The sequence below is a fragment of the Orlajensenia flava genome (assembly GCF_004801905.1).
GTDB lineage: Bacteria > Actinomycetota > Actinomycetes > Actinomycetales > Microbacteriaceae > Orlajensenia > Orlajensenia flava.
Map to the genome: position 1 here is coordinate 127409 of NZ_SSSN01000003.1, position 25696 is coordinate 153104.

A 25696-nucleotide genomic window follows, 5' to 3' on the forward strand; every position below is an offset into this window, starting at 1 on the left:
CTCCCGGTGAGCAAGTTGCAGAAGACCCCTTACACGGTCAACGTCAGGGACATCGTGCACCGGCCGGGGGAGATGCGCGAGCAGCGCCTCGAGATCCCCATCACGGAAGACCTGGGTGAGGGTCTCGTCGCCGTAAGGGCCGGTGACACCATCGACGCCGAGCTCCGACTCGAGAGCGTCCACGAGGGCATCCTGGTCTCCGCGAACGTCTCCGCGACCGCATCCGGAGTGTGTGGACGGTGCCTCATCGACATGGAGCAGGGTGTCGAAGTCGAGATTCAAGAGCTTTTCGCGTATTCTCTAGGGGAAGCTTTCGAGTTCGAGGTTCAAGACGACCATGTGGATCTTGAACCACTCATCAGGGATGCGGTAGTGCTTGCACTTCCGTTCCAGCCGGTCTGCCGGCCGGATTGCCCGGGGCTCGACCCTGAGACGGGGTTGAGACTCGCCGATCATCCTGAACTCGCCGAACGAGTTCAGCGCGACCCGCGCTGGGACGCGCTCGCCGATCTGGGAGCTTCCGAAGACTACAGCGCCGGCTCAGCCCGGTCCGCTGACACGAAGAAAGAGAGATAGTCATGGCTGTTCCCAAGCGGAAGAAGTCACGCGCCAACACGCACGCTCGTCGTTCGCAGTGGAAGGCCGAGGTCCCCACGCTCGTCAAGACCGTCGAGAACGGCAAGGTCACCTACAGCCTCCCGCATCGCGCCAAGGTCGTCACCGACTCCGCCGGTACCGAGCTGTTCCTTGAGTACAAGGGACGCAAGGTCGCCGACGTCTAGTCCGGCCCTGCTCGACATGCTCGGCATCGACATCGATGCCGAGCTTCTCGAGTTGGCGCTGACGCATCGCTCGTACGCATACGAGAACGGTGGCATCCCCACCAACGAGCGTCTCGAGTTCCTCGGCGACTCCGTGCTCGGCCAGGCCGTCACGGTGAAGCTTTACCTCGACAACCCGGCGCTCAGCGAGGGCGACCTCGCCAAGAGGCGGGCGAGCCTCGTCAGCAGTGCCGCTCTCGCGGAGATCGCACGGCTGATGGGACTGGGCGCGCACATCCGCCTCGGCCGCGGCGAGGTGCAGACGGGTGGACGCGACAAGGCGTCGATCCTCGCCGACACGGTCGAGGCGATCATCGGTGCCGTCTTCCTCGACCGGGGGCAGGACGTTGCCACCGCATTCGTGCTGAAGCTGGTCGAGCCTCTCATGGCCGATCCCGCCCGGTTCGGAGCGGCGATGGATCCGAAGACGAGCGTGCAGGAGGCCGCTGCGCGCATCGGGGCTCCCGCGCCGGTGTATGTCATCACCGAGAGCGGACCCGACCACGCCAAGATCTTCGTCGCCACCATCACGGTGGGCACGGTCGAGGCGGTCGGCGAGGGCACCAGCAAGAAGAATGCCGAGATGGCCGCCGCGCTCGAGGCGTGGGCGATCATCAACCAGAAGACCCCCGCCGCGCAGCAGGGCTGAGTCGTGCCCGAGCTGCCAGAGGTGGAGGTGGTCCGCGCCGGCCTCGAGCCGGTCGTGACCGACGCGTTCGTCTCCGGCGTCGAGGTGTTCGAGCCTCGATCGCTCAAGCGGCACGTGCCAGCGCGGGGAGGGTTCGCTGCGCTCATCGAGGGCAGGCGGATGCTCGCGGCGGTGCGCCGGGGAAAGTTCCTGTGGCTGCCGCTCGACTCCGGCGATGCCCTCGTGACCCATCTGGGCATGAGCGGCCAGGTGCTGCTGCGCGCGCCCGGACACGAGGAGAGCGGGCTGCTGCGCATCCGCCTCCACCTCGAACACCCCGATCACGGCGAGTACTGGGTGAACTTCGTCGACCAGCGCATCTTCGGCGGCATGGCGGTGGACGCGATGGCTCCAGCCGCCGATGGCTTCACGGCCGGCTACGCGGGCGCCGTGCACGGCGATTGGGACGTGCTCATTCCGAGCCAGGTCGCTCACATCGCCCGCGATCCATTGGACCCGGCCTTCGACGACGCCACCTTCATCGCCCGACTGCGCTCGACGCGCAGCGGTGTCAAGCGCGCGCTACTGGACCAGCGCCTCGTCAGCGGCATCGGCAACATCTACGCGGACGAGGCGCTGTGGGCGGCGAAGATGCACTACGAGCAACCCGGCAACACCCTCTCGGTTCGGCGAGCGCGACTCCTGCTGACCGAGGTTCGCCAGGTACTGGCGAAGGCCCTCGCCGAGGGCGGCACGAGCTTCGACGCCCAATACGTCAACGTCAATGGGGCGTCGGGATACTTCTCGCACTCCCTCAACGTCTACGGGCAGCAGGGCAAGCCGTGTCCGCGGTGCGGAACGACGATCGTGCGCGAGCAGTTCATGAACCGCGGCTCGCACTTCTGCCCGCATTGCCAGAAGCTGCGCCGTCCGCGCTCCGCCTAGAGCGTCAGGCGCCGCGGATGTCCTCGAGCTGGTTGACCTTGATGAGCATGCCTCCCGGGGCGCGGAGTTGCAGCTGACGGCCGAATCCCGTGTCCGTCGGCCCCGACACGATCTCGACCTGGTCCTCGAGCTCACGCACCACGACGTCGAGGTCGGCGGCGGCGAAGTTCAGCTCCACCTCGCCGTCCCCCTGCTCGGGGTTGGCCGGATGCGCCAGCAGTGACAGCTGCGATGTGCCCAGCGCGAGGAGCACGAAGTCGCCCTCGCGGCTCCCCTCGATGACGGTGGCGCCGAGGGCCTCGTAGAACGCGACGGATGCGGGCAGGTCCCTTACATGGATCATGGGCTGCAGGGTGACGTCGGAAGCGGACATGGGATCTCCTCGTGAAAGCGATGGACGGAGTGGACTCGATCGTCCCACCATCGTGGGCTCATGAGTGCTCCCGCGCAACGGGCAGCCGACCAGCCCAGCCAGATGCCGGGCTGCGAGGCCGGTGTCGGGTACCGTTGTGCCAGACATCCCCGCCCAGGAAGGCCGCGCCGTTGTACCTGAAGAGCCTGACCCTCAAGGGGTTCAAGTCCTTCGCGCAGCCGACCACGTTCGCCTTCGAGCCCGGGGTCACCTGCGTGATCGGCCCGAACGGATCGGGCAAGTCCAACGTCGTCGACGCGCTCGCCTGGGTCATGGGCGAGCAGGGGGCGAAGACGCTCCGCGGCGGCAAGATGGAGGACGTCATCTTCGCCGGAACCTCGACGCGCGGGCCGCTCGGTCGCGCCGAGGTGACGTTGACCATCGACAACGCGGATGGCGCCCTCCCCATCGAGTACACCGAGGTCACCATCAGCCGCACGCTGTTCCGCAACGGCGCCAGCGAGTACGCCATCAACGGTCAGGGGTGTCGCCTTCTCGACGTCCAGGAGCTCCTCAGCGACTCGGGCCTCGGCCGCGAGATGCACGTCATCGTCGGCCAAGGCCAACTCGACGCCGTGTTGCGCGCGAGCCCCGAGGAGCGTCGCGGCTTCATCGAGGAGGCGGCCGGCATCCTCAAGCACCGCCGCCGCAAGGAGAAGACGGTCCGCAAGCTCGAGGCCATGCAGACCAACCTCACCAGGCTCAGCGACCTCGCCGGCGAGATCCGTCGCCAGCTCAAGCCGCTCGGGCGCCAGGCGGAGGTCGCCCGCGAGGCGCAGAACATCGCGGCCGTCGTGCGCGACGCCCGCGCGCGGCTGCTCGCTGACGACGTCGTCACCCTCCGTCGGGCGCTGGACGGGTTCACGCGCAGCGAGCACGTGCGCCACAGCGAGCGCATCGTCCTGCAGGAGCGACTCGAGCAGCGGCAGCTGCGCGTGCAGCGACTGGAGTCGCAGCTTTCCAGCGACGCCCTCGATACCGCCCGCAGGACCGCGTTCGGCCTGCAGTCCGTGCAAGAGCGCCTGCGCGGCCTCTACAACCTCGCCGGCCAGCGCATCGCGCTCCTCGGCAGCGAGGGCGAGATCGCCGAGGCGGCACAGACCGTGACGCCCCAGATGCTGCTCGATGCGCAGGACGAGGTCGAGCGACTCGCCGACCTCGTGCGCTCGGGCGAGCGTGCACTGCAGGATGCGTCGAGCGAGACGGTGGCCGCCCGCCGCCGCCTCGACGCCGTCGATGAGGAGATCGCCGCCCAGAGCGCGCTCGTCTCGCGCCACGCCCTCGAGCTCAGCAAGCTGCAGGGCGAGTCGGATGCCGCGGCGTCGCGACTGGCGGTCGTGCGTGGCGAAGTGCTCCGACAGGAGAACACCCTGGAGGCAGCCCGCGACCGGCGCGATGCAGCGCGAGCTGAGTTCGCCTCGCTCGAGACGGATGCCGTGGCGGTCGACCTCGGAGAGAGCGGTCTCGACGAGGCCTACGAGTTGGCCCAGGCCGCCGTGTTCGAGTCGGAGGGTGACATCGAGCGGTTGCGAGAGGACCTCCACGTGCTGGAGCGCGAGCGTGACGCCCTCGCCGCGCGCACCGGTGCCCTCTCGCTCGCCCTCGACCAGAAGGACGGATCGACCGCTCTCGTCGGAGCTCGCATCCCCGGCGTCCTCGGCCTCGTGGCCGAGCAGGTGCATGTGCAACCGGGCTACGAGGCGGCCATCGCCGCCGCGCTCGGCTCCCTCGCCGACGCCGTACTGGCAGAGGACCTCGATGCAGCGACGGATGCCGTGAAGCACGCGATCGACGGTGACTTCGGACGGGTGGACGTCGTCATCGCCCGGCCCGCACGGGCGTCGGGGGCTGCGTTCTCTGCGGATGGCGTCCTCTCGGCGGCGAGCGTCGTGACGGCTCCCGATGGCATCATCGCGTTGCTGTCCCAGACGGTCATCGCCGACGATCTCGATGCAGCTCGCCGAGCATGGAAGGCCGTGCTCTCGCGCGCCGATCGACCGGTCACCGTCATCACCATCAGCGGCGACGTCCTGACCGACTACGTCCTCCGCGGGGGTAACGGGGCGCGTCGGAGCCGGCTGGAGCTCGTGGCGGAGCGCGACGCGGCGTCCGACCGGCTCGGCGAGGTCACCTCGCTCATCGAGCGCTCGCGCTTCGCCCTCGCCGAGAAGCGGGGCGAGCTGCAGGTGGCGAAGGAGCAGAGCGCTCACGCTCTCGCGTCGCTGCGGGAGTTCGACGCGCAGCTGGCAGCGACCACCGAGAAGCTCAACCGCGCGCGGGTGCACACCGAGACTTCGGCTGCCGAGCACGACCGGCTGAGCGCGGCGCTCGCCTTGGCGGGGGAGCGGGTCGCCGAGGCGGAATCGGCGGCGGCGGCGGCGAGGTCCGCCCTGGACACCGCGGCCGCCCGCCCCCGACCCATGCTCGACGTGTCGGCCCGCGACGGTCTGTCGAGCGAACTCGAGCGCGCGCGCGAGGTCGAGGTCGAGGCGCGGTTGACGGTGGAGACCGCTCGCGAGCGTGTGCGCGGCGAGCAGGCGCGCCGGGCCGCGCTCTCCGCCCGCCTGGACGCCGAACGCGCCGCCGCCGAGGAGTCTGCTCGGCGAGCCGTATTTCGCCGCCGTCAGGTGGACGCGGCCACCCGGGTGACGGATGCACTGCCCGCCGTCTTGGCGTCCGTCGACGCATCGGTCGCGCAGGCCGCCCTCGAGCTCGCTGAGGCGGAACGCGCCCGCGCCGGTCAGAGCGAGGAGCTCGCCGGCCTCCGCCGTGACGAGGCGGAGACGCGTGAACGACTGAGCGGCGTGACCGATAGCGTGCACAACCTGGAGCTGCAGATCTACGAGAAGAAGCTGCAGTTGTCCGGGTTGCTCGAGCGGGCGGGCTCCGAGCTCGGACTCGTGGAGGACGTCCTCGTCGCCGAGTACGGACCGGAGATCCAGGTGCCGGCGGAGGTCGACGGCGCGGAGTCGACGCCGTTCGATCGTGAACAGCAGCGACGTCGTCTCGAGAAGGCAGAACGCTCCTACGCCCAGCTGGGACGCGTTAATCCGCTCGCCCTCGAGGAGTTCGCCGCGCTCGAACAGCGGCATGCGTTCCTCACCGAGCAACTCTCCGACCTCACGAGGACCCGCGGCGACCTCATCACGATCATCACGGAGATCGACGAGAAGATGCAGGTGATCTTCGCGGCGGCTTTCGAGGACACCCGGCAGGCGTTCACCGAGGTCTTCCCCGTGCTCTTCCCGGGGGGCACGGGCAGCATCACCCTGACGGATCCCGAGAACATGTTGACGACCGGCATCGAGGTCGCCGTGAAGCCGGCGGGCAAGAAGATCGAGCGGCTCTCGCTGCTCTCGGGGGGCGAGCGCTCCTTGGCGGCTGTCGCGCTCCTCATCGCGATCTTCAAGGCGCGGCCGAGCCCGTTCTACATCATGGACGAGGTGGAGGCAGCACTCGACGACGCGAACCTCGGCCGACTGCTCACCATTTTCGAGGACCTGCGCGCCACCAGCCAGCTGATCGTCATCACCCACCAGAAGCGCACGATGGAGATCGCCGACGCGCTCTACGGCGTCTCCATGCGCCAGGACGGGGTCTCGGCGGTCGTGGGTCAGCGCGTCGCCGAGGAGCGCGCCACGGCCTGACCGGCGAGCCGCACCGCCGTGCTCAGCCGAGCGGCCGGTTGCTCCGGACGACACCGCCCGGGTCGACTCGGTCTTTGACCGCCCGCAGTCGATCGATCGCGGCTGGCTCGAAGGCGTCGGCCAGAGTCGACCCGAGTCCCAGGAACGTCGGAATCATGCCTTCTCCGCGATGCGTCTTTGCGAAGTCGCGCAGCGGCTGCAGCGAAGACGCCGCACGATCGGCTGTCGACGGATCGAAGACCGCGGCTCCGGCACTCGCGACACCGTGAGCACGCACTCCGCCCAGCAGCGCATCGGTCGGTTGGCCGATCCGCCCACCGAGAATCCGGACGCCCACCCGACCCAGCCCGAGTTCGACTCCACTCAGGAAGGCGGACACCAGATCACCAACCGTCTCCTCGTCGAGACTCGCGATGGAGCCGCCCCAGTCGAGGGTCGGCATGGGGTCGGTGGGCTCGTTGGCGACCGCGGCGAGCTGGCCGATGGTGAACTCGGTCAGGGTGTCCGCCACGGGCGTAGCCGCGGCCCGGAGAACCTCGACGACCGGCGCAGCTGAGGCCTCGTCGCCGAGATGCACGAAGTTCACGGAGGCGAGAGTCTGTCCTCGCAGCGGCGGAGGCATCATGGGCAGGTCGGGGAACCGCATGAGGCCGACCTCCGCACCGAGCCCGTCATCCAATGCGCTGGCCTCCGTCGCGGCGCGGAAGACCGCCGCGGCCGCGTCGATCGGAAACATCAGGCTGCCGCCGAAGAGCCGGTCAGCGGGGTGGAGGGTGAACTCGATGGCTGTGACGACTCCGAACAGGCCGCCTCCGCCGCGCAACGCCCACATCAGGTCGGCATCCGACTCATCCGTGACGCGGTGGAGCCGGCCGCCGGCGTCGATGAGTTCGACCGCTGTGAGCGATTCGGACGCGAGGCCGAACGCGCGCCCGAACAGCGACTGGCCGCCGCCGAGGGTGTAGGCCACGGCGTTCACCTCGGGGTTCGAGCCGGCGAGGGCGATGAGACCGGTTCCGTCGAGTCCGGTGAGCACTCGTCCCCAATTCACGCCGGCCCCGACCCGAGCGCGACGTCCGTCGACGTCGATCGACACCTCGTCGAACGCCCGGGGACGAATGAGGATGATGCCGTCGAGATCATCCGCCGCTCCGTGCCCGTTCGGCTGGACGGTGACTCCGAGACCGGCGTCGGCGGCGGCCGCCAGGATGTGACGGATGTCGTCCACGTCGGCCGGGAAGGCCACAGCCGACGGATGCTGTTGCACGGCGAGGTTCCAGGGAGCGCGCGCCGAGTCGTATTCGGCATCGCCGGGGAGGATGAGCTCGCCGGTCATTCGCTGGCGCAGGTCGGTGAGCGTCGCGGGGTCGATGGTGATGGACATGCAGCTGCTCCGTTCTTCGGACGGGCGCCCTCGGGCGGGTGCCCCGCTGGTCAGGCTAGCGACCCCCTCCGACGTGGCGGAAGAGCTGCCTTTACGCCGTGCGCGTATGCGTGCGCATCCGTCCTCACGATCACCGGCGCGCCGGGCCGCCCTAGTACGCTGGCCGGTATGGCAGAACGCAGTTCCTGGTCACTCGCCGGGGCCCTCCGCGGCATGTTCGCGAAGAAGACCATCGACGACGACACCTGGGACGACCTCGAGGACGCCCTCATCTCGGCCGACTTCGGACCGGACCTCACCGACGCCATCGTCGCCGAGCTGCGCGCCAAGGTCGCTCGCTACAACACGACCGATCCCGCCGACCTGCAGCGGATGCTGCGCGAGGGCATCGAAGAACGCCTCGTGCGCTTCGACACCACCCTCAAGCTCAGCGAGCGGCCGGCGGTCGTACTGGTCGTCGGTGTCAACGGTGTGGGCAAGACCACCACGATCGGCAAGTTCGCGCGCTTCCTGCGCGGCTACGGGCGTACCGTCGTCGTGGGAGCGGCCGACACCTTCCGGGCGGCCGCCGTCGAACAGCTCGCGACCTGGGCGGAACGGGCAGGCGCCGAGATCGTCCGCCCGCAGCAGCAGGGCCAGGACCCGGCATCCGTCGCCTTCCAGACCATCGAGCGCGCCAAGGCGCAGGGCATCGAGATCGTCATCATCGACACGGCCGGGCGCCTGCAGACCAAGGGTGGCCTGATGGACGAGCTCACCAAGATCAGGCGCGTGATCGAGAAGCAGGCCACGATCGCCGAGGTGCTGCTCGTGCTCGACGCCACGACCGGCCAGAACGGCCTCGCTCAGGCCGAGGCCTTCGTGCAGCACGCCGGTGTGACCGGACTCGTTCTGACCAAGCTCGACGGATCGGCCAAGGGCGGCTTCGTGCTGAGCGTGCAGGAGCGCACCGGCATCCCCATCAAGCTGGTGGGGCAGGGCGAGCAGATCGGCGACCTGACCGGCTTCACGCCGCACGTGTTCGCCCAGCAGCTCGTCGGATAGTCGGACAGGAGACAACGGATGGCCACGGAGCACGACTACTTCGGAATCATCGGCGACTACTGGTCGGAGCGGGTGGACGCCGGCGACCAGGATGTCGAGGTCGTCCTCGACGCCGACGAGGACGTCGAGGAGGCGTCCCTCGACGTCGCGGCCGCGATGATTGGCGAGCTCGAGCGCCTCGACGCCGACGTGCGGGAGTCGTTCGTCGGCGAACTCGCCTCTGGCGGGAGCGCGACATCCGAGTTCTTGGCGGGTCTCGTCGACCAGGTCGATGCCGAGACCGTCGACGAGGGCATCCGACGCGAGTCCGGCGACCGGCAGATGGACGTGCTGCGCTCGCTCGACCTGCTTCGCGTCGACCTCCGGCCCGACAACAACGGAGCCGAGGAGGCGTTCGCCGTCTTCGAGTACGCCTTCGCGCCCGACGACTTCGACGGGCGCCTCGTAGCGACGCTCGACATCAACGGCGACGTGGTGGGCGTGGAGTACCAGGACTGAGACGCGTCGCGCTGCCGGTAAACTGAGCGCACCATGGCAACTTTCGGCACCCTCTCCGACCGTCTCTCCGACACCTTCAGAAACCTCCGCACGAAGGGCCGGCTCTCCGCGTCCGACGTCGACGGGACCGTCCGCGAGATCCGCCGCGCCCTGCTCGACGCCGACGTCGCGCTCGACGTCGTCAAGGAGTTCACCGGCAAGGTGCGCGAGCGCGCACTCGGCGACGAGGTCAATAAGGCCCTGAACCCCGCCCAGCAGGTCGTCCAGATCGTCAACGAGGAACTCGTCGAGATCCTCGGCGGGCAGCAGCGTCGCCTCGAGTTCGCGAAGAAGCCGCCGACCGTCATCATGCTCGCCGGCCTTCAGGGGGCCGGAAAGACCACGCTCGCGGGCAAGCTTGCGAAGTGGCTCAAGAAGGACGGCCACACCCCGATGCTGGTCGCCGCCGACCTCCAACGACCCAACGCCGTCACGCAGTTGCAGGTCGTGGGTCAGCAGGCGGGCGTCGAGGTATACGCGCCCGAGCCGGGCAACGGCGTCGGCAACCCCGTGAAGGTCGCCAAGGACGCGATCAAGGAGGCCGAGCGCCGCCAGTTCGACACGGTCATCGTCGACACGGCCGGCCGACTCGGCGTCGACGCCGAGCTCATGAAGCAGGCGGGCGACATCCGCAAGGCCGTCGATCCCGACGAGGTGCTCTTCGTCATCGACGCCATGATCGGTCAGGACGCCGTCGCCACTGCCAAGGCGTTCCAGGCCGGGGTGGACTTCACGGGCGTCGTGCTCTCCAAGCTCGACGGCGACGCGCGAGGCGGTGCTGCACTCTCGGTCGCATCCGTCACGGGACGACCGATCATCTTCGCGTCGACGGGGGAGGGACTCGACGACTTCGAGCCGTTCCACCCCGACCGCATGGCCAGCCGCATCCTCGACCTCGGTGACATCCTCACCCTCATCGAGCAGGCACAGGAGGCCTTCGACGAGGACGAGGCCCGCAAGGTCGCCGAGAAGTTCGCCACCGACACGTTCACGCTGGACGACTTCCTTGGGCAGATGCAGCAACTGCGCAACATGGGCTCCATCAAGAAGATGATGGGCATGCTCCCCGGTGCCGGCGGGATGAAGCAGCAGCTCGAGAACTTCGACGAGCGCGAGATCGTGCGCACCGAGGCCATCATCCAGTCGATGACCAAGGCCGAGCGGGTCAACCCGAAGCTCCTCAACGGGTCGCGGCGTCTGCGCATCGCGCGCGGGTCTGGCATGACGGTGACGGATGTCAACCAGCTCGTGACGCGGTTCGAGCAGGCCGCGAAGATGATGAAGACCGTTGCGAAGGGCGGCATGCCCAACGTTCCCGGTATGGGCCCGATCCCCGGAGCCGGATTCAGCGGTGGTCGGGGCAAGCAGCAGGCCAAGAAGAAGGGCTCCAAGTCGGGCAACCCGGCCAAGCGGGCGGCCGAGAACGCCGCCATCGCCTCCGGTGCGAAGTCGACGACCGACGCGGCCGCTTCCGGCGGGTCCGGGTTCGGCATCGGTGGGGCCAAGGGCTCAGCTCCTGCCGCGCCGAGTGCCGAGGAGATGGCTGCCCTGCAGAGGTTCATGCGCTGACGCCTCTCGGTGCCCCATAGGCTGATCGGATGAGCACACGCATCGACGCCCGAGCCCGCACCGTCCGCATCGGCGTGCAGGTGCAGCCGCAGCACGCGCACTATGCCAAGATCCGTGACACCGTCTCGGAGCTCGAGGACCTCGGCGTCGACATCCTGTTCAACTGGGACCACTTCTACCCGTTGTCCGGTCCGGCCGACGGAGAGCACTACGAATCGTGGACGATGCTTGCCGCCTGGGCGGAGCAGACCAGCCGCGTGGAGATCGGCGCACTGGTGAACTGCAACAGTTACCGCAATGCCGACCTGCAGGCCGACATGGCCCGCACCATCGACAACATCAGCGACGGCCGGTTCATCTTCGGCACGGGCGCTGGGTGGTTCGAGCGGGACTACGACGAGTACGGCTACGAGTTCGGGACCGTCGGCTCTCGCATCGCGGCGCTCTCCGACGCCCTGCCTCGAATCGAGGACCGATGGACGAAGCTCAATCCGGCGCCCGTCCGCGACATCCCCGTGCTCATCGGCGGCGGAGGCGAGAAGAAGACCCTGAGAATCGTCGCGCGCCACGCGGACATCTGGCACAGCTTCTCCGACCCCGCCACGCTCGAGCGCAAGCTCGGAATCCTCGACGAGCACTGCGCCGTCGTCGGTCGCGACCCGCACGAGATCGAGGTCTCGGTTGAGCTGCGGCGCCAGAGTGAAGCGGATGTCGCCGAGCTGCACGCGCTCGGCGCCCGCCTCTTCACCTACGGCGTCAGCGGCCCCGACTACGATCTCGAACCGGTGCGACGCTGGCTCGCGTGGCGTGACGCAACCAACGCCTGAGCAGATCCCGTACGCGAGCAGACCCCGCAGGAGAACGATATGACCACCGGAGACCCCGACTACCGCGACTCAGCCCTCGAGTTCCCCACCGACTTCGTGTTCGGGTCGGCGACGGCCGCCTACCAGATCGAGGGCGCCGTCGCCGAGGATGGCCGCGGGCCGTCGATCTGGGACACCTTCAGTCACACGCCGGGAGCGGTCTTGAACGGCGACACGGGCGACGTGGCGGACGACCACTACCACCGGCTCGACGCCGACCTCGACCTGATGAAGGAGCTCGGCCTCGAGGCCTACCGGTTCTCCATAGCCTGGCCGCGCATCCAGCCGACCGGGCGGGGTCCGGCCAACGAGGCCGGTCTCGCCTTCTACGACCGCCTCGTCGACGGTCTCATCGCGCGCGGCATCCGTCCCATCGCCACGCTCTATCACTGGGACCTGCCGCAGGCGCTCGAGGATGCCGGCGGCTGGACAGAACGTTCCACGGCCGAGGCGTTCGCGGACTATGCGCGCATCATGGGCGAGCGACTGGGCGACCGGGTCGAGGTCTGGACGACGTTGAACGAGCCGTGGTGCTCGGCCTACCTCGGCTACGGTGTCGGGATCCACGCGCCGGGTCGTACCGACGATGCGGCAGCGCTGGCGGCAGTCCACCACCTCAACCTCGCCCACGGCCTCGCCCTGCAGGCGCTCGAGGAGGTGGTGAGCAACGACCCCGGCTTCTCCATCACCCTCAATCTGCACGTCCCGCGTCCGGACGGCGACACGGGTGCCGAGGCCGTCCGTCTGATCGACGGCATCGCCAACCGCGTGTTCCTCGACCCCCTGTTGAACGGGCATTATCCGGCCGACGTGCTCGCCGACACGGCGTCCGTCACCGATTGGTCGTTCGTACGGGATGGCGACCTCGAGGCGATTTCCGCCGTGCCGATCACGCTGCTCGGCGTGAACTACTACTCATCGAGTCGGGTGCGATTGTTCGACGAATCCGACGAGGTATCGGAGGATCGCGAGAAGGCGCTGTCGGGACCGTCGCCCTGGCCGGGAGTGGGCCGCCAGGTCGAGTTCCTCGCCGAGGACGGACCCCTGACCGAGATGGGGTGGAACATCGACCCGAGCGGGCTGGAGGACCTGCTCGTCGGTCTGCACGACGAATTCCCCGCCCTGCCTCTCATGGTCACGGAGAACGGCGCGGCATTCGCCGATGAGGTCTCCGACGACGGCGCGGTGCACGACGTCGATCGCACGGACTTCCTGCGGAGGCACTTCACGGCCGCACACCGGGCCATGCAGCGCGGTGCCGATCTGCGCGGCTACCAGGTCTGGTCGCTGCTGGACAACTTCGAGTGGAGCCTCGGCTACTCCAAGCGGTTCGGCATCGTCCGCGTCGACTACGACACGCTCGAGCGGCTGCCGAAGGACTCCGCGCGCTGGTACACCGAGCTCATCCGCTCGCGCCAACTGCCCGACGTGCCCTCGGCACCGCCGGTCGAGTAGCGCAGCGACCAACAGGGCTCACGGACGGAGGGGGCGCCCCTCGTGCATCTCGCGGACGAGGTGTGCGACCACCTGCGTGAGGTCGCCGTCCGCCGCGGCGGCCACCGCGAGCTGACGCTGGTAGCTGCCGCCGATATCGAGGATCTCCAGCACCTGGGCGAGTTCGGTCGCGCAGCCGAGGCGCTCGGCGACGGGCTGGAGCATCTCGACCAGTTCACGGAGGTCGTCGGTCACGAGCGCCTCCCGCCCGCTCGAATCGAGGATGACCTCGGCGTCGAGGCCGTAGCGGGCGGCCCGCCACTTGTTCTCCCGCACATACCAGGGTTGAAGCCAGGGCAGCGTCTCGCCGTCATCCATGCGCTCGCTCATCCAATCGACGAGGCACTGGATCAGCGCGGCAAGTGCTCCCAGCTCCAGCCCCGTCGACACCCCGTCGCAGGAGCGGACCTCGAGGGTGCCCCAGTGCGGTGATGGCCGCACGTCGCTGCGCACCTCGGTGTAATCGGTGATGACACCCGTGCGCGTCATGTCCTCGACGTACGCCTCGTATGCCGCCCAGTCCTCGTACTGCCAGGGCAGGCCGGCAGTGGGCAGCTGTTGGAACACCAGGGCCCGATTCGAGGCGTAGCCCGTGTCCACCCCCGCCCAGAACGGGCTGGATGCCGAGAGCGCCTGCAGGTGCGGCAGGTAGCCGAGCAGGGCATTGTGGATCGGGATGGCCTTGGCCTGCTCCTCGATGCCGACGTGCACGTGCACGCCCCAGATCATCATGTTGCGCCCCCACCACTGGGTGCGTTCGATGAGCCGGTGGTAGCGCTCCTTGTCGGTGATCTTCTGGTCGTACCACTGGCTGAACGGATGCGATCCGCTGCACATGACATCCGCCCCCAGCGGAGCCGCCGCATCACGCACCTCCTCGACGATGCCGAGCAGCTCGCCGACGGCGCCGCCCACCCGGTCGTGAACGCCGGAGACGATCTCCACGGTGTTCAGCATCAACTCATGGGTGGCGTGCGGGTGCTCTTCACCGTCCTCGTCGGCCATGGCCCGCAGCACGTCATCGGCGATGGGGGAGAGCTCGCCGGTCGTCCGGTCGACGAGTTCGAGCTCCCATTCGATGCCGACGCTCGACCTGTCCGACCTTGCGAAGCTGATGTGCACGCTCACCGCCTTCCGTCAGTGCCATCATCGTGGTTCGAACCCGGCAGACGCTAGTTCGCCGCGCGGAGGTGAGCGATCGGGCGGCGAAGACGGGCCTCCGGCGGTCGACGGTTCGGCCGCCAGCGAACCGATGGCGTCCTACGCTCGGAGCATGACCAGGACTGATCTGCCGGCTGTCGCGCATCCTCCCGCCCGGACGGCGAGCACGATCGCGGCGATCGGCGTCACGGTGCTCGCGTGGGCCTCCGCGTTCGTGGTGATCCGCGCAGTGGCGCAGGATTTCAGCCCCGGGGCGCTCACACTCGGGCGGCTCCTCGTCGGCACGATCGCGCTGGGCGCTGCGGTCGCGATCAGTCGACGGTGGGTGAGGCCGACGCCCCGGGAGTGGAGCCTGCTGGTGTTCTGCGGGCTGGCGTGGTTCGGGTTGTACAACCTGACCCTGAATGCGGCCGAGCACGACCTCGACGCGGGGACGACGGCGATGCTGGTGAACATCGGTCCCATCCTCATCGCGATCCTGGCCGGGACGATCCTGCGCGAAGGCGTGCCGCCGTGGCTCATCGGAGGCGCTGTGGTCTCGCTCGTGGGCGTCGTCCTCATCGCCGTCGGCAGCGCCGGCGTCGCCATCTCGAGCGGCTGGGGAGTGGTGCTCTGCCTCATCGCCGCGGCGAGCTATGCGGTCGGCGTGATCCTGCAGAAGGTGGTCCTGCGGCGCCTCGGGGGATTGCAGGTGACGTGGATCGCCTGCACCGTGGGCATGGTCGCCTGCCTGCCCTTCTCCGGCGAGCTCGTCGCGGCCGTTACCGAGGCGCCGTCGTGGTCGGTCGTGGGAATGGCCTATCTCGGTCTCGTTCCCACCGCCTTGGCGTTCAGCACCTGGGCGTACGCCCTCCGCCGCATGCCGGCCGGTCGGCTGGGAGTGAGCACCTACCTGGTCCCGCCCATCGCCATCGTGCTGGGGTTGCTCCTGCTCGGCGAGGTGCCCGCGCCGTTGCAGGTCGTCGGCGGCGTCACCTGCCTCGTGGGCGTCGCCATCTCGCGGATCGGCGCGCACCGATGAACACCATCCGGACGGATGCGGCGGCCGCCGATGGCCTCGCCGGGCTCGCGGCGTTGATGGGAGACCGAACGCGGGCGACGGTCTGCCTCGCACTTCTCGACGGTCGGGCGTGGACAGCGGGTGAACTGGCCCGGGTCTGCGGGGTGTCGGCGGCGACGATGAGCCGCCATCTCGACCTGCTGACCTCGGGTGGGCTGCTCGCGGAGCAGCGGCAGGGGCGGCACCGGTACGTGCGGTTCGCCGACGCCGGAGCGGCCGAGGTGGTGGAATCCCTGGCAGCGGCATCCCACACCCCTCGCCCGCCGACGTCCTACGCCGCAGCCCGCGTCGACGAGGGGCTCCGCCGCGCCAGAACGTGCTACGACCATCTCGCCGGGCGGCTGGGTGTCGCCGTGCTCGACGGTCTGGAGCAGACCGGCTACGTGGAGCGCAGTGCCGGTCTCCGCCTCACCGATCACGGCTCGCGCTGGCTGCGCAGGCTCGGTATCGACATCTCGGAACCGCGAGGCGGTCGGAGGCCGATCGTGCGCGAGTGCCTCGACTGGACGGAGCGACGGAGCCACCTCGCGGGGGTCGTCGGAGCGGACCTGTTCCGTGTCTTCGTCGACGAGGGCTGGATCAGACGGGGAGAGCAACGGCTCGTCCTGATCACCGAGGTCGGAGCGGATGCGCTGCGTCGCGAGTTGGGTGTCACCGTCGAGTGAGCTCCCGCGCTCCCCGATTATCGCGATGAGCGGATATCTGCAAGAATGGTCAGTCGAGTTCTGTTTCCGCCCGACCCTCTAATCAGGCCAGCAGAGCCCCCTTGAACCTTTGCCGAGTGTGCACCCCACGCTCACGGCTGTCAGTTCGCCCAACCTCATAACGCACACAGGAGAATTGTGGCTGTCAAGATCCGTCTCAAGCGCCTCGGAAAGATCCGCGCCCCCTACTACCGCATCGTCGTCGCCGACTCGCGCACCAAGCGCGACGGTCGAGTGATCGAGGAGATCGGCAAGTACCACCCCACCGAGGAGCCCTCGTTCATCGAGGTCGACTCCGAGCGTGCCCAGTACTGGCTCGGCGTCGGTGCACAGCCGACCGAGCAGGTCGCCGCCATCCTCAAGATCACCGGTGACTGGGGCAAGTTCAAGGGCGACAAGAACGCCAAGAGCACCCTCCGCACCAAGGAGGCTCCCGTCGCGTTCGTCGCCGACGAGAAGAAGAAGCCCGTTCTGAAGCCCAAGGCCGAGAAGCCCGCCAAGGTCGAGGAGCCGGCCGCAGAAGCCGCCGACGAGACCGCCTCGGCGTCCGCCGACGAGCAGGCCTGATCTTGCTCGACTCCGCCGTCGCGCACCTCGTCAAGGGGATCGTCGATCACCCTGACGACGTGCACGTGGTCAGCAAGAACTCCCCGCGCGGCGAGGTCCTCGAGGTTCGCGTGAACCCCGAAGACCTCGGCCGCGTCATCGGCCGCTCCGGACGCACCGCCAAGGCGGTGCGCACGCTCGTGAGCGCGCTGGCCGACGGTCGTCGGGTACGTGTCGACGTGGTCGACACCGACTCGTCCCGGTGAGCACGCCCGCGCCCAAGCGCACGCAGTTGCGCGTGGGCCGGCTGACCAAGGCGCACGGCCTCAAAGGGGCCATCAAGCTCGAGATGTTCACGGACGACCCGGAACGACGCTTCGTTCCGGGCGCCGTGTTCTCTCTTCAGGTGCCGCCCGGACACGCCTGGCACGGCAAGTCGATCGAGCTGATCGAGCTGCGCTGGTACAACGCGCAGCCGGTCGGGTTCTTCAAGGACGTCCCCGATCGCACGGCCGCCGAGGGCCTCGCCAAGGGCATCCTCTGGGTCGACCAGGATGCCGCGGAGTTGCCCGAGGAGGAGAACGCCTGGTACGACCACCAGCTCGTCGGCCTCGACGTCGTTCGTGACGGCGCCAAGGTGGGTCTGGTGGCACGGGTGGATCACTTCCCTGCCCAGGACCTGCTCATCGTCAAGACGCCCGCGGGCGAGGTCATGGTTCCGTTCGTCGAGGCGATCGTTCCCTCCGTCGACGTCAAGGCTGGCGTGGTGACCATCACTCCGCCGACGGGGCTGTTCGAGGAGCTGCCCGACGATGACGATGACGACGCGTCCACCGGTGACACCTCTGCGTCATCCGACTCAGCCGATTAAGGGCGTCGCCGTGCGCATCGACATCGTCACCATCTTCCCCAGCTTCTTCGACGTGCTCGACCTCTCCCTCCTCGGCAGGGCGCGCGGGGCCGGCATCCTGGATGTCCGGGCCCACGACCTACGCGACTTCGCGCACGACCGGCACCGCACGGTGGACGACACCCCCTACGGCGGCGGCGCCGGAATGGTGATGAAACCCGAGCCGTGGGGCGAGGCGCTGGACGACGTGCTGTCGAGTGGTGACGATCCGCTGCTCATCGTGCCGTCCCCTGCCGGGGAACCGTTCACGCAGGCGATCGCCCGCGAGCTGTCCGCCGAGACGCACATCGCCTTCGCGTGCGGGCGTTACGAGGGCATCGACCAGCGCGTGATCGACGAATACTCCTCTCGCGGACGCGTGCGGTTGCTCAGCCTGGGCGACTACGTCCTCAACGGTGGCGAGGTGGCCGTCATGGCCATGATCGAGGCGATCGGCCGGCTGATCCCGGGCGTCGTCGGCAATCCCGAGAGCCTCGTCGAAGAGTCGCACGAGGACGGCCTGCTGGAGTATCCCAGCTACACCAAGCCGGCGTCCTGGCGCGACCGCGAGGTGCCCGCCGTGCTTCTGAGTGGCAATCACGGCGCGATCGCCGAATGGCGCCGAGCCCGCCAGATCGAGCGGACCGCCGCCGTGCGACCCGACCTCCTGCCTCCGGATGATTCACGCCCCTGAAACATGTTGGTGGCGGCCTCGAAACACCCGGTGCATAGCGTCGGGATCGGCGGTTGATCAGGGTCTCCGCCTGAGCGAGGGCGGTAGGCAATGCACGGGGGATCGGCCGACGACCAGGGGGAGGCTCTCGGGCCGCCGCTCGTGCTGCTCGCGGTGACGCACGGATCGCCCTCCGCTGACAACCGCGCGGCCATCATCGCGCTCGTCGATGCGGTCGCCTCGGCTCGTCCTGAGCTGGACGTTGCCGTCGGTTTCGTCGATGCACGGCACAGCGATGTCGCAGCCGCGCTGTCGCAGCACGTCAGCGTCCCCGATGCGGTCATCGTGCCCGTCGTGCTCTCCGCCGGATTCCACGTGCGCACCGGGCTCGCCGAGGGGCTCGACCGCATCCCGTTCTCGGGCGCTGTGCTTGCCGAGCCGTTGGGGCCCGATCAGCGCATCGTCGACGTGCTGGCCGCGAGGCTCGAGCACTCGGGGCTGCTGCCCGGCGACTCCGTCCTGCTCGCCGCAGCGGGATCGAGCGATTCGCGCGCGGCCGCCGAGTGCTTCGAGACCGGGCGACTGCTCGCCGCTCGCCTCGGTCGACCGGTGACCGTGGGGTTCATCGCGGCCGGCTCACCTCGCGTGCACGACGCCGTCGACATGCTGCGAGCGGTGCATCATGGCTCGCGCGTCGTGGTGTCCGCCTACCTGCTCGCGCCGGGCTGGTTCTACGACGCCGTCACGGGCATGGGCGCTGACATCGTCTCCGAACCGCTCGTGCTCCCGGGCTCCGACGTGCCCGGCGAGCTCGTCGAGCTCGTGCTGGAGCGCTACGAGGTCGCCGCGCAGCGGGAGCGCGCTCGCACCGAGTGACGGATGCGCGCAGCGCGCCTCTGCGTCTGGCCGCTAGGCCCGGTCGTGAAGCGTGACCTGGTAGCCGTCCGGATCGGCGAAGGTGAACGTGCGACCGAACGGGCCGTCGATCGGAGCGGAGACGATGGTGTGGCTGTCGGCGACCAGCGCATCGTGAATCGACTGGACGTCGGTGGCGTGGAGCCAGATGGCAGCGCCCACGCCGGGCTGGGCGACGGAATCGAGGTCGGTTCCGGGAACGACGTCGCGCAGGGCGAACGCGATCGGCGTCGTCTCGAAGACGACGGCGTGAGGCGGTCCGGCCGGCGAGCGGACCAGGCCGAGGTAGTGCTCGTAGAACGCCCGCGACACGTCGAGGTCGCGCGCTTGGAGGGAGATGAAGTCGGGACCGGTGACCGGCATGGTGATGCTCCTCTGCTTTCGTGTCAGTATTCTGACACGCAAGTAAATCTATGTCAGAATACTGACATGAGTCAAGACGGACCGGGCGTCGAGCTGGACAGCTCGCTGGGTTACCTGCTGAAGGAGGCGTCGAGTGCCCTCCGCGCGGCCATGGAGGGGGTGCTGCGACCGCTGGGGATGACCGTGACGCATTATTCCTGCCTCGAATTGCTCGCGCAGCGCCCGGGCCTCTCGAATTCCGAACTCGCGCGAGGGGCGTTCGTGACCCGGCAGTCGATGAACGTGCTGCTGCAGGCCTTGGAGCGCGACGGTTACGTGACGCGGCCAGAGGAGGCGCCCGTCGGGAAGGTACTTCCGACGCGGCTCACGACGCGGGGTCGCCGGAGTCTGCAGAAGGCGACCGTCGCGGTCCGATCCGTCGAGGACAGGATGCTCGGCGGCATGACCGCGGAGGAGCGGTCGGGCGCGTTCAAGATCCTGCGGAGCATGATCCGCTCCCTGCAGGACTCGGCTGAGGGCGCACCCTAGAACGTCGTCGCCTCGCGATGGCGCTCGAGCACCACGAGAGTGCTCGCGGCCTCGCCCTCAGGAGCGCGCGGTGAGCACGACCGGACCGGCATCCGTGATGGCCACCGTGTGCTCCATGTGAGCTCCGCGCGACCCGTCGGCGGCACGGAGCGTCCAGCCGTCGGGATCGGTGAAGATCTTGTCCGTCCCGAGCAGGAACCACGGTTCGATCGCCACCACCAGTCCGTCGCGCAGTGGAAGGCCGCGACCCGCACGGCCGTTGTTGGGGATGTGCGGGTCGCCGTGCATGGTTCGGCCGACCCCGTGGCCGCCGAAGTCGGTGTTGATGCGCAGGCCGTCCGCGTGTGCCACAGCGGCGATCGCCGCGGAGATGTCGCCGATGCGGTTGCCGACCGTCGCAGCCGCGATGCCCGCGTCGAGCGCGCGGGTGGTCGTCTCGATGAGGCGGAGATCGGCGTCGCGCGGCGTGCCGACGACGATCGAGATGGCGGAGTCGGCCACCCATCCGTCGACGGATGCCGCGAAGTCCAGACTCAGCAGGTCTCCATCGCGCAGAACGTAGTCGTGGGGGAGTCCGTGCAGGACGGCGTCGTTCACGGACGTGCAGATGACCTTCCCGAACGGGCTCGCGCCGAAAGACGGGTGGTAGTCGATGTAGCACGACTCGGCACCTTCGGAGCGGATCATCTCGTGCGCCAGCCGGTCGAGTGCGAGGAGGTTGACGCCGACCTTCGCGGCTGCGGCGGTCGCCTGCAGTACGCGTGCGACGAATGCTCCGGCCGGTCGCATCTGCTCGATCTCGGCAGGGGTGCGCAGTTCGATCATCGAGAGTCCTCTCTGGTTCTCATCCATTCTGCCGCGTTCCGGCGCCTCGCACGGCTCTGCGCCCACGGCGAACGGCACTCCCGTTCCGCGCGACCCGTGCTTAAGCTGGATCCGTGATCATCCGTCGGGCCTTCTATTACGCGCTCTTCACCGCGGTCATCGTGCTGCCGGCTTGGACGCTCATCGGCTGGGGGATCTTCGGCCACGGCGGCTGGGGCATCCTCGGTCTCATCCTCGCGGCGCCGATCATGGCCATCATGCTGCTCGTGGTGGCCCTGCTGATCGTGGCGCGCGCCGACGTGCGGCGTGAGCGGGCCGTGTCGTGGGCCGACGCGGGGATCCTGACGGTGTGGTACGCCTGCCTGATCGGCTTCGGCTTCTTCGGAGCCACCGCCACGCTGTTCTCCGTCCTCGGGGTGCTCGCGGCCATCGCCGCCTTCTGGATCGCCCTCGGTGAGGTGCTGCGTGCGGGTGCCCGCAGCGTGCGGACGACCATGGAGGAATTCGAGCGTCAGGCCCAGGAACTGAACGCCGCTCAGGCCGGGAGCGCGCAGGGCGGGACCGCCCAACGCGGAGTGAAGCCGGCCCCCTTCGACGCCGGCGAGGTCATCGTCATCCGTGAGTCCACCGACTGAGCCCATCAGCGGTTCTGCCGGTCGCGCAGGATCTCGCCGAGCCCACGGACGGTGAGGGTGGGCAGGTAGCAGCGTGCGACCGCCATGCCGATAGCCGGCAGGGTCACGGGGTCGCGGTAGACCAGGTGCAGAGGCTCCAGTGCCGGGGAGAACTTCTTCTTGAACCGCAGCAGCGACCGGAAGCCGTACAGCGGCTCGAGCGTCCGGGCGAGCAGGTCGAGCACCTGCGCCAATGGCGCGCCCGCCCTCTCGGCGCCCGCACCGGCGAGCGGTGAACCCGACAGGCTGACCACCACGAGGCCCTCCGCAGCGAAGTGCGACATCGCCTCGGCGATCACGAACTCCATCACTCCGTTGGGCGCGCCCGGCGCTCGTCGCATCATGTCGAGAGTGCGCCCCATCAGCACGCCGTCCCGACGGATCGGAAGCCAACTCGTGATCGCGCGCACCCGGTCCTCGGTGTCGAGCACGACCGCCAGCATGACGTCGTCGTCACGCAACTCGTCGAGCCCGCCGAGCGTGAAGCCGAGCTCGGGAAGGTCCTTCGACGACATCCACTCCTCCGAGAGCGCGGTGATCTGCGCTGTGATGCGAACGGGCATCTCGCTCCAGGTGGCCCAGCGCACCCGCAGGTCGTCGCGACGGGACCGGTTGACGGAGGTCCGGACATCCTGCATGGCCTTGCCCGATGTGCTGAAGCCGCGCGGATCGACGGTGATCTCCTCGGCGACTTCGATCGAGGACCAACCGGCCTCGGCGAGGGTCGCCCGCACCGGCTCGTGCACGCTGTAGAAGACCGGAGTCCACGCGTTGGCGTCGCAGAACTCGACGAACTCGCGCAGCACGGCCCCGGGATGTGCAGGAGATCCGAACGGATCGGAGGTCGTGACGGCGACCCCTCCGACGACGCGATAGGCGATGCCGGCTGACGCGTTCGATGAGGTCCAGAGGCTGTTGCCCGCCCAGGTCGCCATGTAGCCGAGCGTTCCCGATCCGCGAGCCAGCAGCGAACGGATGCGGGCCGCGTCGGGAGCGACGACCGCCGTGCCCGTACCGCGAAGCAGCAGTACCGTCGCGACGATCACGCCGACCCAGAACAGCGGCCCGGCGCCGTGCACGACGACGTTCGCCAGCGGCGACGTGGGGTGGAGCACGAGGGGTTGCGAGCGCAGGAACGAGCTCGGCACGAAGCGCGACGGAAGGTCGGCAAGCAGCCCGGCCCATGTTGCCGCCGGCCGGAACTGGTCTCGCAGCAGCCACGACCCGGCGAGTGCGACGGCGACGCAGACCAGCGCCCACCCGGCGAGCAGGCCGGTGATGACGAGAGCGCGCCTCCGAGCCACGCGCACCGGGAACGAGCGACGTTCGGCCAACAGGATCAGCGAGAAGGCGAACGGCACGAGGATGCTCGCGGCGACCCAGACGACGAGTTCGGCGTTGTGACGTCCGGGCGGCGGTCCGGCGGATGTCGTCGCCGGGAGGATGCCGAGGTACCACGCGGCGACCGCGGATTGCACGAGGCCGAGCGCAGCGAGCATCCAGACCGCCGCCCGCCGTCCCGCGAGCAGTCCCCATGCACCGACGAGCATGAGCACGAGCGGCAGGATGGAGAGCAGCGTCCCCCCGACGCCGTGCAGGTGGGCGTGGCCCAGCGCGTTCACGCAATTCAGGTCGAATCGTCCGTTCCCGCAGCCGACCCGGGGCATCCGTCCCGACGGCGTGGCATCCGACATCGTGACGCCGAGGGGCGCCAGCAGTCCGAAGCGCACGGGCGCGGCGAGCGAGAGCAGGGGCCCGAGGGCGAGGACGATCGTGACCAGCGCGAGCAGGCCCCGGCGTTCACGGCGGGAGCTTCGCCAGTGCGGGATGGCGGAGCGTCCGAGAGTGAGCCGCCCACCGAGCAGGCCGACCCCGACGGCAACCAGGAGGTAGAGGTCCGACGGCAGGCCGCTGTACAACAGCATGGCCACGGCCCCCGTCAGGAGGAGCACGCGGATGCGGCGTCGCCAGATGCCGTTCGCCCCGGCCGATGCCCACGCCAGGGTTCCCGCGATGGGCGTCAGCGGGTCGAGCGTGTCGAGTGCACTCACGGAGCTCGTCCAGTACTCGCCGGCGCGCGACCCGATGTACTCGAGGCCGAGGCCCACGAGGGACGCGATCGTTCCGGTCACCACGAAGGCCAGGACGGTGCGGGCGCCGCCCATGGTGCGTTCCGCCCAGCCGACCACGATGATCGTGGCGACGACGGCGATGATGAGGGCGGGCCAGCTGCCGGCGATGAGCTGCGAGGTGATCAGCACCCACCAGTGGTGTTGGGCGATGGCGGCCGGGTCGGCGCCCGCTCGCTCGGGGCTCAGGACGCCGCGACCGCCGCCCGCCATGGAGATGATGCCGATCACCAGGAGGATTCCGGCGACGCACAGGGCGACCGGAATCCTCGCCGCCTGACGCAGCACCCTCACGACCGCGACCCGACGCCGAGGTGCTGGAGCACGGGCCCGATGCCGGTCGACAGCACGTAACGGACTGTCGCCCACTCGTGACCGGTGCCGGGGGAGACGACCCTGCTGGTGCTCATCCCCGCCGCGGCTGCCGCGGCGCGCATCCGGTCGACTTCCGGGCCGTACTGCTGGTCCTGCGCGCCCGACCCGAACACCGCCGTCGTCGCGGCGTACGGAGCGTGCTCGGTCAGCAGGGTCATCGGGGCTGCCGCTCGGTAGGCCGAGACGTCGCCGCCGAAGCCGACCGCGATCGTGTTGGCGGTGTCCCCGTTCCGCGGCGCGATCTGGCCCGACACGTCGATGATCCCCGAGAACAGGTCCGGATGGCCGGCGCCGAGCTGGATCGCGCAGGTACCGCCCTGCGAGAACCCCCCGATGGCCCATTGCGCAGGATCGTTCGCGACGGTGAGGTTGGTGCGGATCCATCGCGGCACGTCGACGGTGAGGTAGCTGGCGGAGGCGCCGAGCGGCGAGTCGACGCACATCGGGTTGGACGTGGGTGAGCCGAGCTGGTCGGGCACGACGACGATCGGGGCGAGTCCGCCGTCGCGGCCGGCCCAGGCATCCATGATCGCGCGCAGGTGGCCGGCCCGCACGACATCGGCGGGAGCGCCCGGCTCGCCGGAGAGCATGACGATGACCGGAAGCGCAGGCGGGTTCGCGACGAGGGCCGCCGGCGGCAGGTAGACGTAGGCGGCTCGGGCCGCGAAGTGCGATGTGGTGGCCGGGATGCTCACTTGGGCGACGAGGCCACGCGTGCCGACGGCCGCACCCGACGCGCTCCACGCGGCGGGTGTCGCGGGATCCGTCGATCGAGAGGCGGCGAGAGGAGCACCTGCACGTTGGGCAGCGGCGACGGACCCGCTGAGCGTGGGAGCCGCCGGCTGCCCGGACAGCGCTCCGATCGTCGGGTACTGGCCGAACTCGGCGTTCACGGCGAGCCCACCTGCTGCGACGGCGAGCACGACCCCGAGCCCCGCGACGACGCGACGCCAGGCCCGCCCCCGCACCATTCCGACGATGAGGACTCCGATGGCCGCGAAGGCGAGCGCTACGCCGGTGCGACCCAGCGGGCTCAGGTCGGTGTCGATGGCGTCGGGCGACTGCGCCCAGCGGCAGAGGGCGAGTCCGATACCGGCGCCGAGTGCACCGGCCGCAACCGACAGCGCTAGCCAGAGTGCACGGGGGTGCACGATCGCCACGACGAGTACGGCGACCACCGCGCCCCCGCCGACGATGATCGGAAACGGCCCCGAGACGAGGTCTATCGATTCGAACCAGTTCTGCACGCCGCTCCTCATCCGCAGGTCGGCCCCCAGTCTGCCGATGGCCACCGGGTCGGCGGCTCGGAACGGATGCGCGACGGATGAGAGTCCTCACAGGTCGCGCTCAGCGGCGCCGTTTTGCGGCGGGGTGCGCATCCGTGGCAGAATTGTGGATTGTGCCGAATCAGGGCTCTGCCTCCGGGGAGCACCATCTGCGTTCGTGAGAACGCGTCGGGCACACTTCATTCTTTTCATCTAGTCCGTGTTCGACCGGTGGCGGGCAC

26 protein-coding genes are annotated in these 25696 nt (G+C 69.1%); 19 read left to right on the plus strand and 7 right to left on the minus strand.

Features of this window, described 5'->3' with window-relative positions:
• The first annotated feature begins 6 nt into the window (after positions 1-6).
• Genes E6C70_RS02435 through mutM form a run of 4 tightly spaced genes read left to right on the plus strand, consistent with a single transcriptional unit; the run spans position 7 to position 2394 of the window.
• Positions 7-576 (plus strand): YceD family protein, encoded by a 570-nt coding sequence (locus E6C70_RS02435; protein WP_407921010.1) that lies wholly within the window; start codon positions 7-9, stop codon positions 574-576.
• Positions 577-578: 2 nt separating this feature from the next.
• Complete coding sequence (gene rpmF / locus E6C70_RS02440; RefSeq protein WP_136421904.1) at positions 579-782, plus strand: 50S ribosomal protein L32; 204 nt, start codon at positions 579-581, stop codon at positions 780-782.
• Between the two features lie 16 nt (positions 783-798).
• Complete coding sequence (rnc, locus tag E6C70_RS02445; protein WP_136423667.1) at positions 799-1470, plus strand: ribonuclease III; 672 nt, start codon at positions 799-801, stop codon at positions 1468-1470.
• A 3-nt stretch (positions 1471-1473) separates the two neighbouring features.
• On the plus strand, positions 1474-2394 hold the full coding sequence (gene mutM / locus E6C70_RS02450) for a bifunctional DNA-formamidopyrimidine glycosylase/DNA-(apurinic or apyrimidinic site) lyase (protein WP_136421906.1): 921 nt from the start codon (positions 1474-1476) through the stop codon (positions 2392-2394).
• Positions 2395-2398: 4 nt separating this feature from the next.
• Here mutM and E6C70_RS02455 read toward each other — a convergent pair whose 3' ends face one another.
• The gene (locus E6C70_RS02455; RefSeq protein ID WP_136421908.1) at positions 2399-2767 is read right to left on the minus strand and encodes a VOC family protein; all 369 of its coding nucleotides are present in this window, start codon (positions 2765-2767) and stop codon (positions 2399-2401) included.
• A 170-nt stretch (positions 2768-2937) separates the two neighbouring features.
• Between E6C70_RS02455 and smc the strand changes: the two genes are divergently transcribed.
• Entirely contained in the window at positions 2938-6453 is a 3516-nt protein-coding gene (gene smc, locus E6C70_RS02460) for a chromosome segregation protein SMC (protein WP_136421910.1), read from the plus strand.
• 22 nt (positions 6454-6475) lie between these two features.
• On the opposite strand, the gene E6C70_RS02465 is transcribed toward smc, so the two are convergent.
• Positions 6476-7837 carry an FAD-binding oxidoreductase gene (locus tag E6C70_RS02465; protein ID WP_136421912.1) on the minus strand — a complete coding sequence of 454 codons (1362 nt, stop codon included), beginning with the start codon at positions 7835-7837 and terminating at the stop codon, positions 6476-6478.
• Between the two features lie 168 nt (positions 7838-8005).
• On the opposite strand from E6C70_RS02465, the gene ftsY reads away from it, so the two are divergent.
• Genes ftsY through E6C70_RS02490 form a run of 5 tightly spaced genes read left to right on the plus strand, consistent with a single transcriptional unit; the run spans position 8006 to position 13308 of the window.
• Positions 8006-8881: a signal recognition particle-docking protein FtsY gene (gene ftsY / locus E6C70_RS02470; protein ID WP_136421914.1), complete on the plus strand. Its 876-nt coding sequence runs from the start codon at positions 8006-8008 to the stop codon at positions 8879-8881.
• An 18-nt stretch (positions 8882-8899) separates the two neighbouring features.
• Positions 8900-9379: a DUF2004 domain-containing protein gene (locus E6C70_RS02475; protein ID WP_136421915.1), complete on the plus strand. Its 480-nt coding sequence runs from the start codon at positions 8900-8902 to the stop codon at positions 9377-9379.
• A 33-nt stretch (positions 9380-9412) separates the two neighbouring features.
• The gene (ffh, locus tag E6C70_RS02480; protein WP_136421917.1) at positions 9413-10987 is read left to right on the plus strand and encodes a signal recognition particle protein; all 1575 of its coding nucleotides are present in this window, start codon (positions 9413-9415) and stop codon (positions 10985-10987) included.
• A gap of 29 nt (positions 10988-11016) precedes the next feature.
• Positions 11017-11814 (plus strand): LLM class F420-dependent oxidoreductase, encoded by a 798-nt coding sequence (locus E6C70_RS02485; RefSeq protein WP_136421919.1) that lies wholly within the window; start codon positions 11017-11019, stop codon positions 11812-11814.
• Between the two features lie 39 nt (positions 11815-11853).
• Positions 11854-13308: a GH1 family beta-glucosidase gene (locus E6C70_RS02490; RefSeq protein WP_136421921.1), complete on the plus strand. Its 1455-nt coding sequence runs from the start codon at positions 11854-11856 to the stop codon at positions 13306-13308.
• 18 nt (positions 13309-13326) lie between these two features.
• Here E6C70_RS02490 and E6C70_RS02495 read toward each other — a convergent pair whose 3' ends face one another.
• Positions 13327-14469, minus strand: coding sequence for a glutamate--cysteine ligase (locus tag E6C70_RS02495; protein ID WP_136421923.1), 1143 nt, complete (start codon positions 14467-14469; stop codon positions 13327-13329).
• Positions 14470-14620: 151 nt separating this feature from the next.
• Here E6C70_RS02495 and E6C70_RS02500 point away from each other — a divergent pair, with 151 nt between their 5' ends.
• The 7 genes from E6C70_RS02500 (at position 14621) to E6C70_RS02530 (ending at position 19256) form a co-directional block, all read left to right on the plus strand.
• Positions 14621-15529 carry a DMT family transporter gene (locus tag E6C70_RS02500; RefSeq protein WP_136421925.1) on the plus strand — a complete coding sequence of 303 codons (909 nt, stop codon included), beginning with the start codon at positions 14621-14623 and terminating at the stop codon, positions 15527-15529.
• Positions 15526-16233 carry an ArsR/SmtB family transcription factor gene (locus E6C70_RS02505; protein ID WP_136421927.1) on the plus strand — a complete coding sequence of 236 codons (708 nt, stop codon included), beginning with the start codon at positions 15526-15528 and terminating at the stop codon, positions 16231-16233. The genes E6C70_RS02500 and E6C70_RS02505 overlap by 4 nt, the downstream gene beginning before the upstream one ends.
• A 177-nt stretch (positions 16234-16410) precedes the next feature.
• On the plus strand, positions 16411-16839 hold the full coding sequence (gene rpsP, locus E6C70_RS02510; RefSeq protein WP_136421929.1) for a 30S ribosomal protein S16: 429 nt from the start codon (positions 16411-16413) through the stop codon (positions 16837-16839).
• Positions 16840-16841: 2 nt separating this feature from the next.
• On the plus strand, positions 16842-17084 hold the full coding sequence (locus tag E6C70_RS02515) for an RNA-binding protein (RefSeq protein ID WP_136421931.1): 243 nt from the start codon (positions 16842-16844) through the stop codon (positions 17082-17084).
• The gene (rimM, locus tag E6C70_RS02520) at positions 17081-17689 is read left to right on the plus strand and encodes a ribosome maturation factor RimM (protein ID WP_136421933.1); all 609 of its coding nucleotides are present in this window, start codon (positions 17081-17083) and stop codon (positions 17687-17689) included. The genes E6C70_RS02515 and rimM overlap by 4 nt, the downstream gene beginning before the upstream one ends.
• A gap of 10 nt (positions 17690-17699) precedes the next feature.
• Positions 17700-18401, plus strand: coding sequence for a tRNA (guanosine(37)-N1)-methyltransferase TrmD (gene trmD, locus E6C70_RS02525; RefSeq protein WP_136421935.1), 702 nt, complete (start codon positions 17700-17702; stop codon positions 18399-18401).
• Between the two features lie 90 nt (positions 18402-18491).
• Complete coding sequence (locus E6C70_RS02530; RefSeq protein WP_136421936.1) at positions 18492-19256, plus strand: sirohydrochlorin chelatase; 765 nt, start codon at positions 18492-18494, stop codon at positions 19254-19256.
• Positions 19257-19289: 33 nt separating this feature from the next.
• Here E6C70_RS02530 and E6C70_RS02535 read toward each other — a convergent pair whose 3' ends face one another.
• On the minus strand, positions 19290-19658 hold the full coding sequence (locus E6C70_RS02535; protein WP_136421938.1) for a VOC family protein: 369 nt from the start codon (positions 19656-19658) through the stop codon (positions 19290-19292).
• Positions 19659-19724: 66 nt separating this feature from the next.
• Here E6C70_RS02535 and E6C70_RS02540 point away from each other — a divergent pair, with 66 nt between their 5' ends.
• The gene (locus E6C70_RS02540) at positions 19725-20186 is read left to right on the plus strand and encodes a MarR family winged helix-turn-helix transcriptional regulator (RefSeq protein WP_136421940.1); all 462 of its coding nucleotides are present in this window, start codon (positions 19725-19727) and stop codon (positions 20184-20186) included.
• A gap of 57 nt (positions 20187-20243) precedes the next feature.
• Here E6C70_RS02540 and map read toward each other — a convergent pair whose 3' ends face one another.
• Positions 20244-21011, minus strand: coding sequence for a type I methionyl aminopeptidase (map, locus tag E6C70_RS02545; RefSeq protein ID WP_136423669.1), 768 nt, complete (start codon positions 21009-21011; stop codon positions 20244-20246).
• A 113-nt stretch (positions 21012-21124) separates the two neighbouring features.
• Here map and E6C70_RS02550 point away from each other — a divergent pair, with 113 nt between their 5' ends.
• Positions 21125-21646, plus strand: a complete 522-nt coding sequence (locus E6C70_RS02550) for a hypothetical protein (protein ID WP_136421942.1) — start codon at positions 21125-21127, stop codon at positions 21644-21646.
• 5 nt (positions 21647-21651) lie between these two features.
• On the opposite strand, the gene E6C70_RS02555 is transcribed toward E6C70_RS02550, so the two are convergent.
• Both E6C70_RS02555 and E6C70_RS02560 read right to left on the minus strand, forming a co-directional pair.
• Complete coding sequence (locus E6C70_RS02555; RefSeq protein ID WP_136421944.1) at positions 21652-24108, minus strand: bifunctional lysylphosphatidylglycerol flippase/synthetase MprF; 2457 nt, start codon at positions 24106-24108, stop codon at positions 21652-21654.
• Positions 24105-25436, minus strand: a complete 1332-nt coding sequence (locus tag E6C70_RS02560) for an alpha/beta hydrolase (RefSeq protein WP_136421946.1) — start codon at positions 25434-25436, stop codon at positions 24105-24107. The genes E6C70_RS02555 and E6C70_RS02560 overlap by 4 nt, the downstream gene beginning before the upstream one ends.
• Positions 25437-25696: the final 260 nt, after the last annotated feature.

Bases quoted from the DNA above. Each gene is read 5' to 3' on its own strand.
- rnc (WP_136423667.1), top strand. From the start codon at position 799: ATGCTCGGCATCGACATCGATGCCGAGCTTCTCGAGTTGGCGCTGACG.
- ffh (WP_136421917.1), top strand. From the start codon at position 9,413: ATGGCAACTTTCGGCACCCTCTCCGACCGTCTCTCCGACACCTTCAGA.
- E6C70_RS02505 (WP_136421927.1), top strand. From the start codon at position 15,526: ATGAACACCATCCGGACGGATGCGGCGGCCGCCGATGGCCTCGCCGGG.
- E6C70_RS02490 (WP_136421921.1), top strand. From the start codon at position 11,854: ATGACCACCGGAGACCCCGACTACCGCGACTCAGCCCTCGAGTTCCCC.
- E6C70_RS02530 (WP_136421936.1), top strand. From the start codon at position 18,492: ATGCACGGGGGATCGGCCGACGACCAGGGGGAGGCTCTCGGGCCGCCG.
- E6C70_RS02475 (WP_136421915.1), top strand. From the start codon at position 8,900: ATGGCCACGGAGCACGACTACTTCGGAATCATCGGCGACTACTGGTCG.
- E6C70_RS02455 (WP_136421908.1), bottom strand. From the start codon at position 2,767: ATGTCCGCTTCCGACGTCACCCTGCAGCCCATGATCCATGTAAGGGAC.
- E6C70_RS02485 (WP_136421919.1), top strand. From the start codon at position 11,017: ATGAGCACACGCATCGACGCCCGAGCCCGCACCGTCCGCATCGGCGTG.
- map (WP_136423669.1), bottom strand. From the start codon at position 21,011: ATGATCGAACTGCGCACCCCTGCCGAGATCGAGCAGATGCGACCGGCC.
- E6C70_RS02500 (WP_136421925.1), top strand. From the start codon at position 14,621: ATGACCAGGACTGATCTGCCGGCTGTCGCGCATCCTCCCGCCCGGACG.
- E6C70_RS02465 (WP_136421912.1), bottom strand. From the start codon at position 7,837: ATGTCCATCACCATCGACCCCGCGACGCTCACCGACCTGCGCCAGCGA.
- ftsY (WP_136421914.1), top strand. From the start codon at position 8,006: ATGGCAGAACGCAGTTCCTGGTCACTCGCCGGGGCCCTCCGCGGCATG.
- E6C70_RS02535 (WP_136421938.1), bottom strand. From the start codon at position 19,658: ATGCCGGTCACCGGTCCCGACTTCATCTCCCTCCAAGCGCGCGACCTC.
- E6C70_RS02540 (WP_136421940.1), top strand. From the start codon at position 19,725: ATGAGTCAAGACGGACCGGGCGTCGAGCTGGACAGCTCGCTGGGTTAC.
- rpmF (WP_136421904.1), top strand. From the start codon at position 579: ATGGCTGTTCCCAAGCGGAAGAAGTCACGCGCCAACACGCACGCTCGT.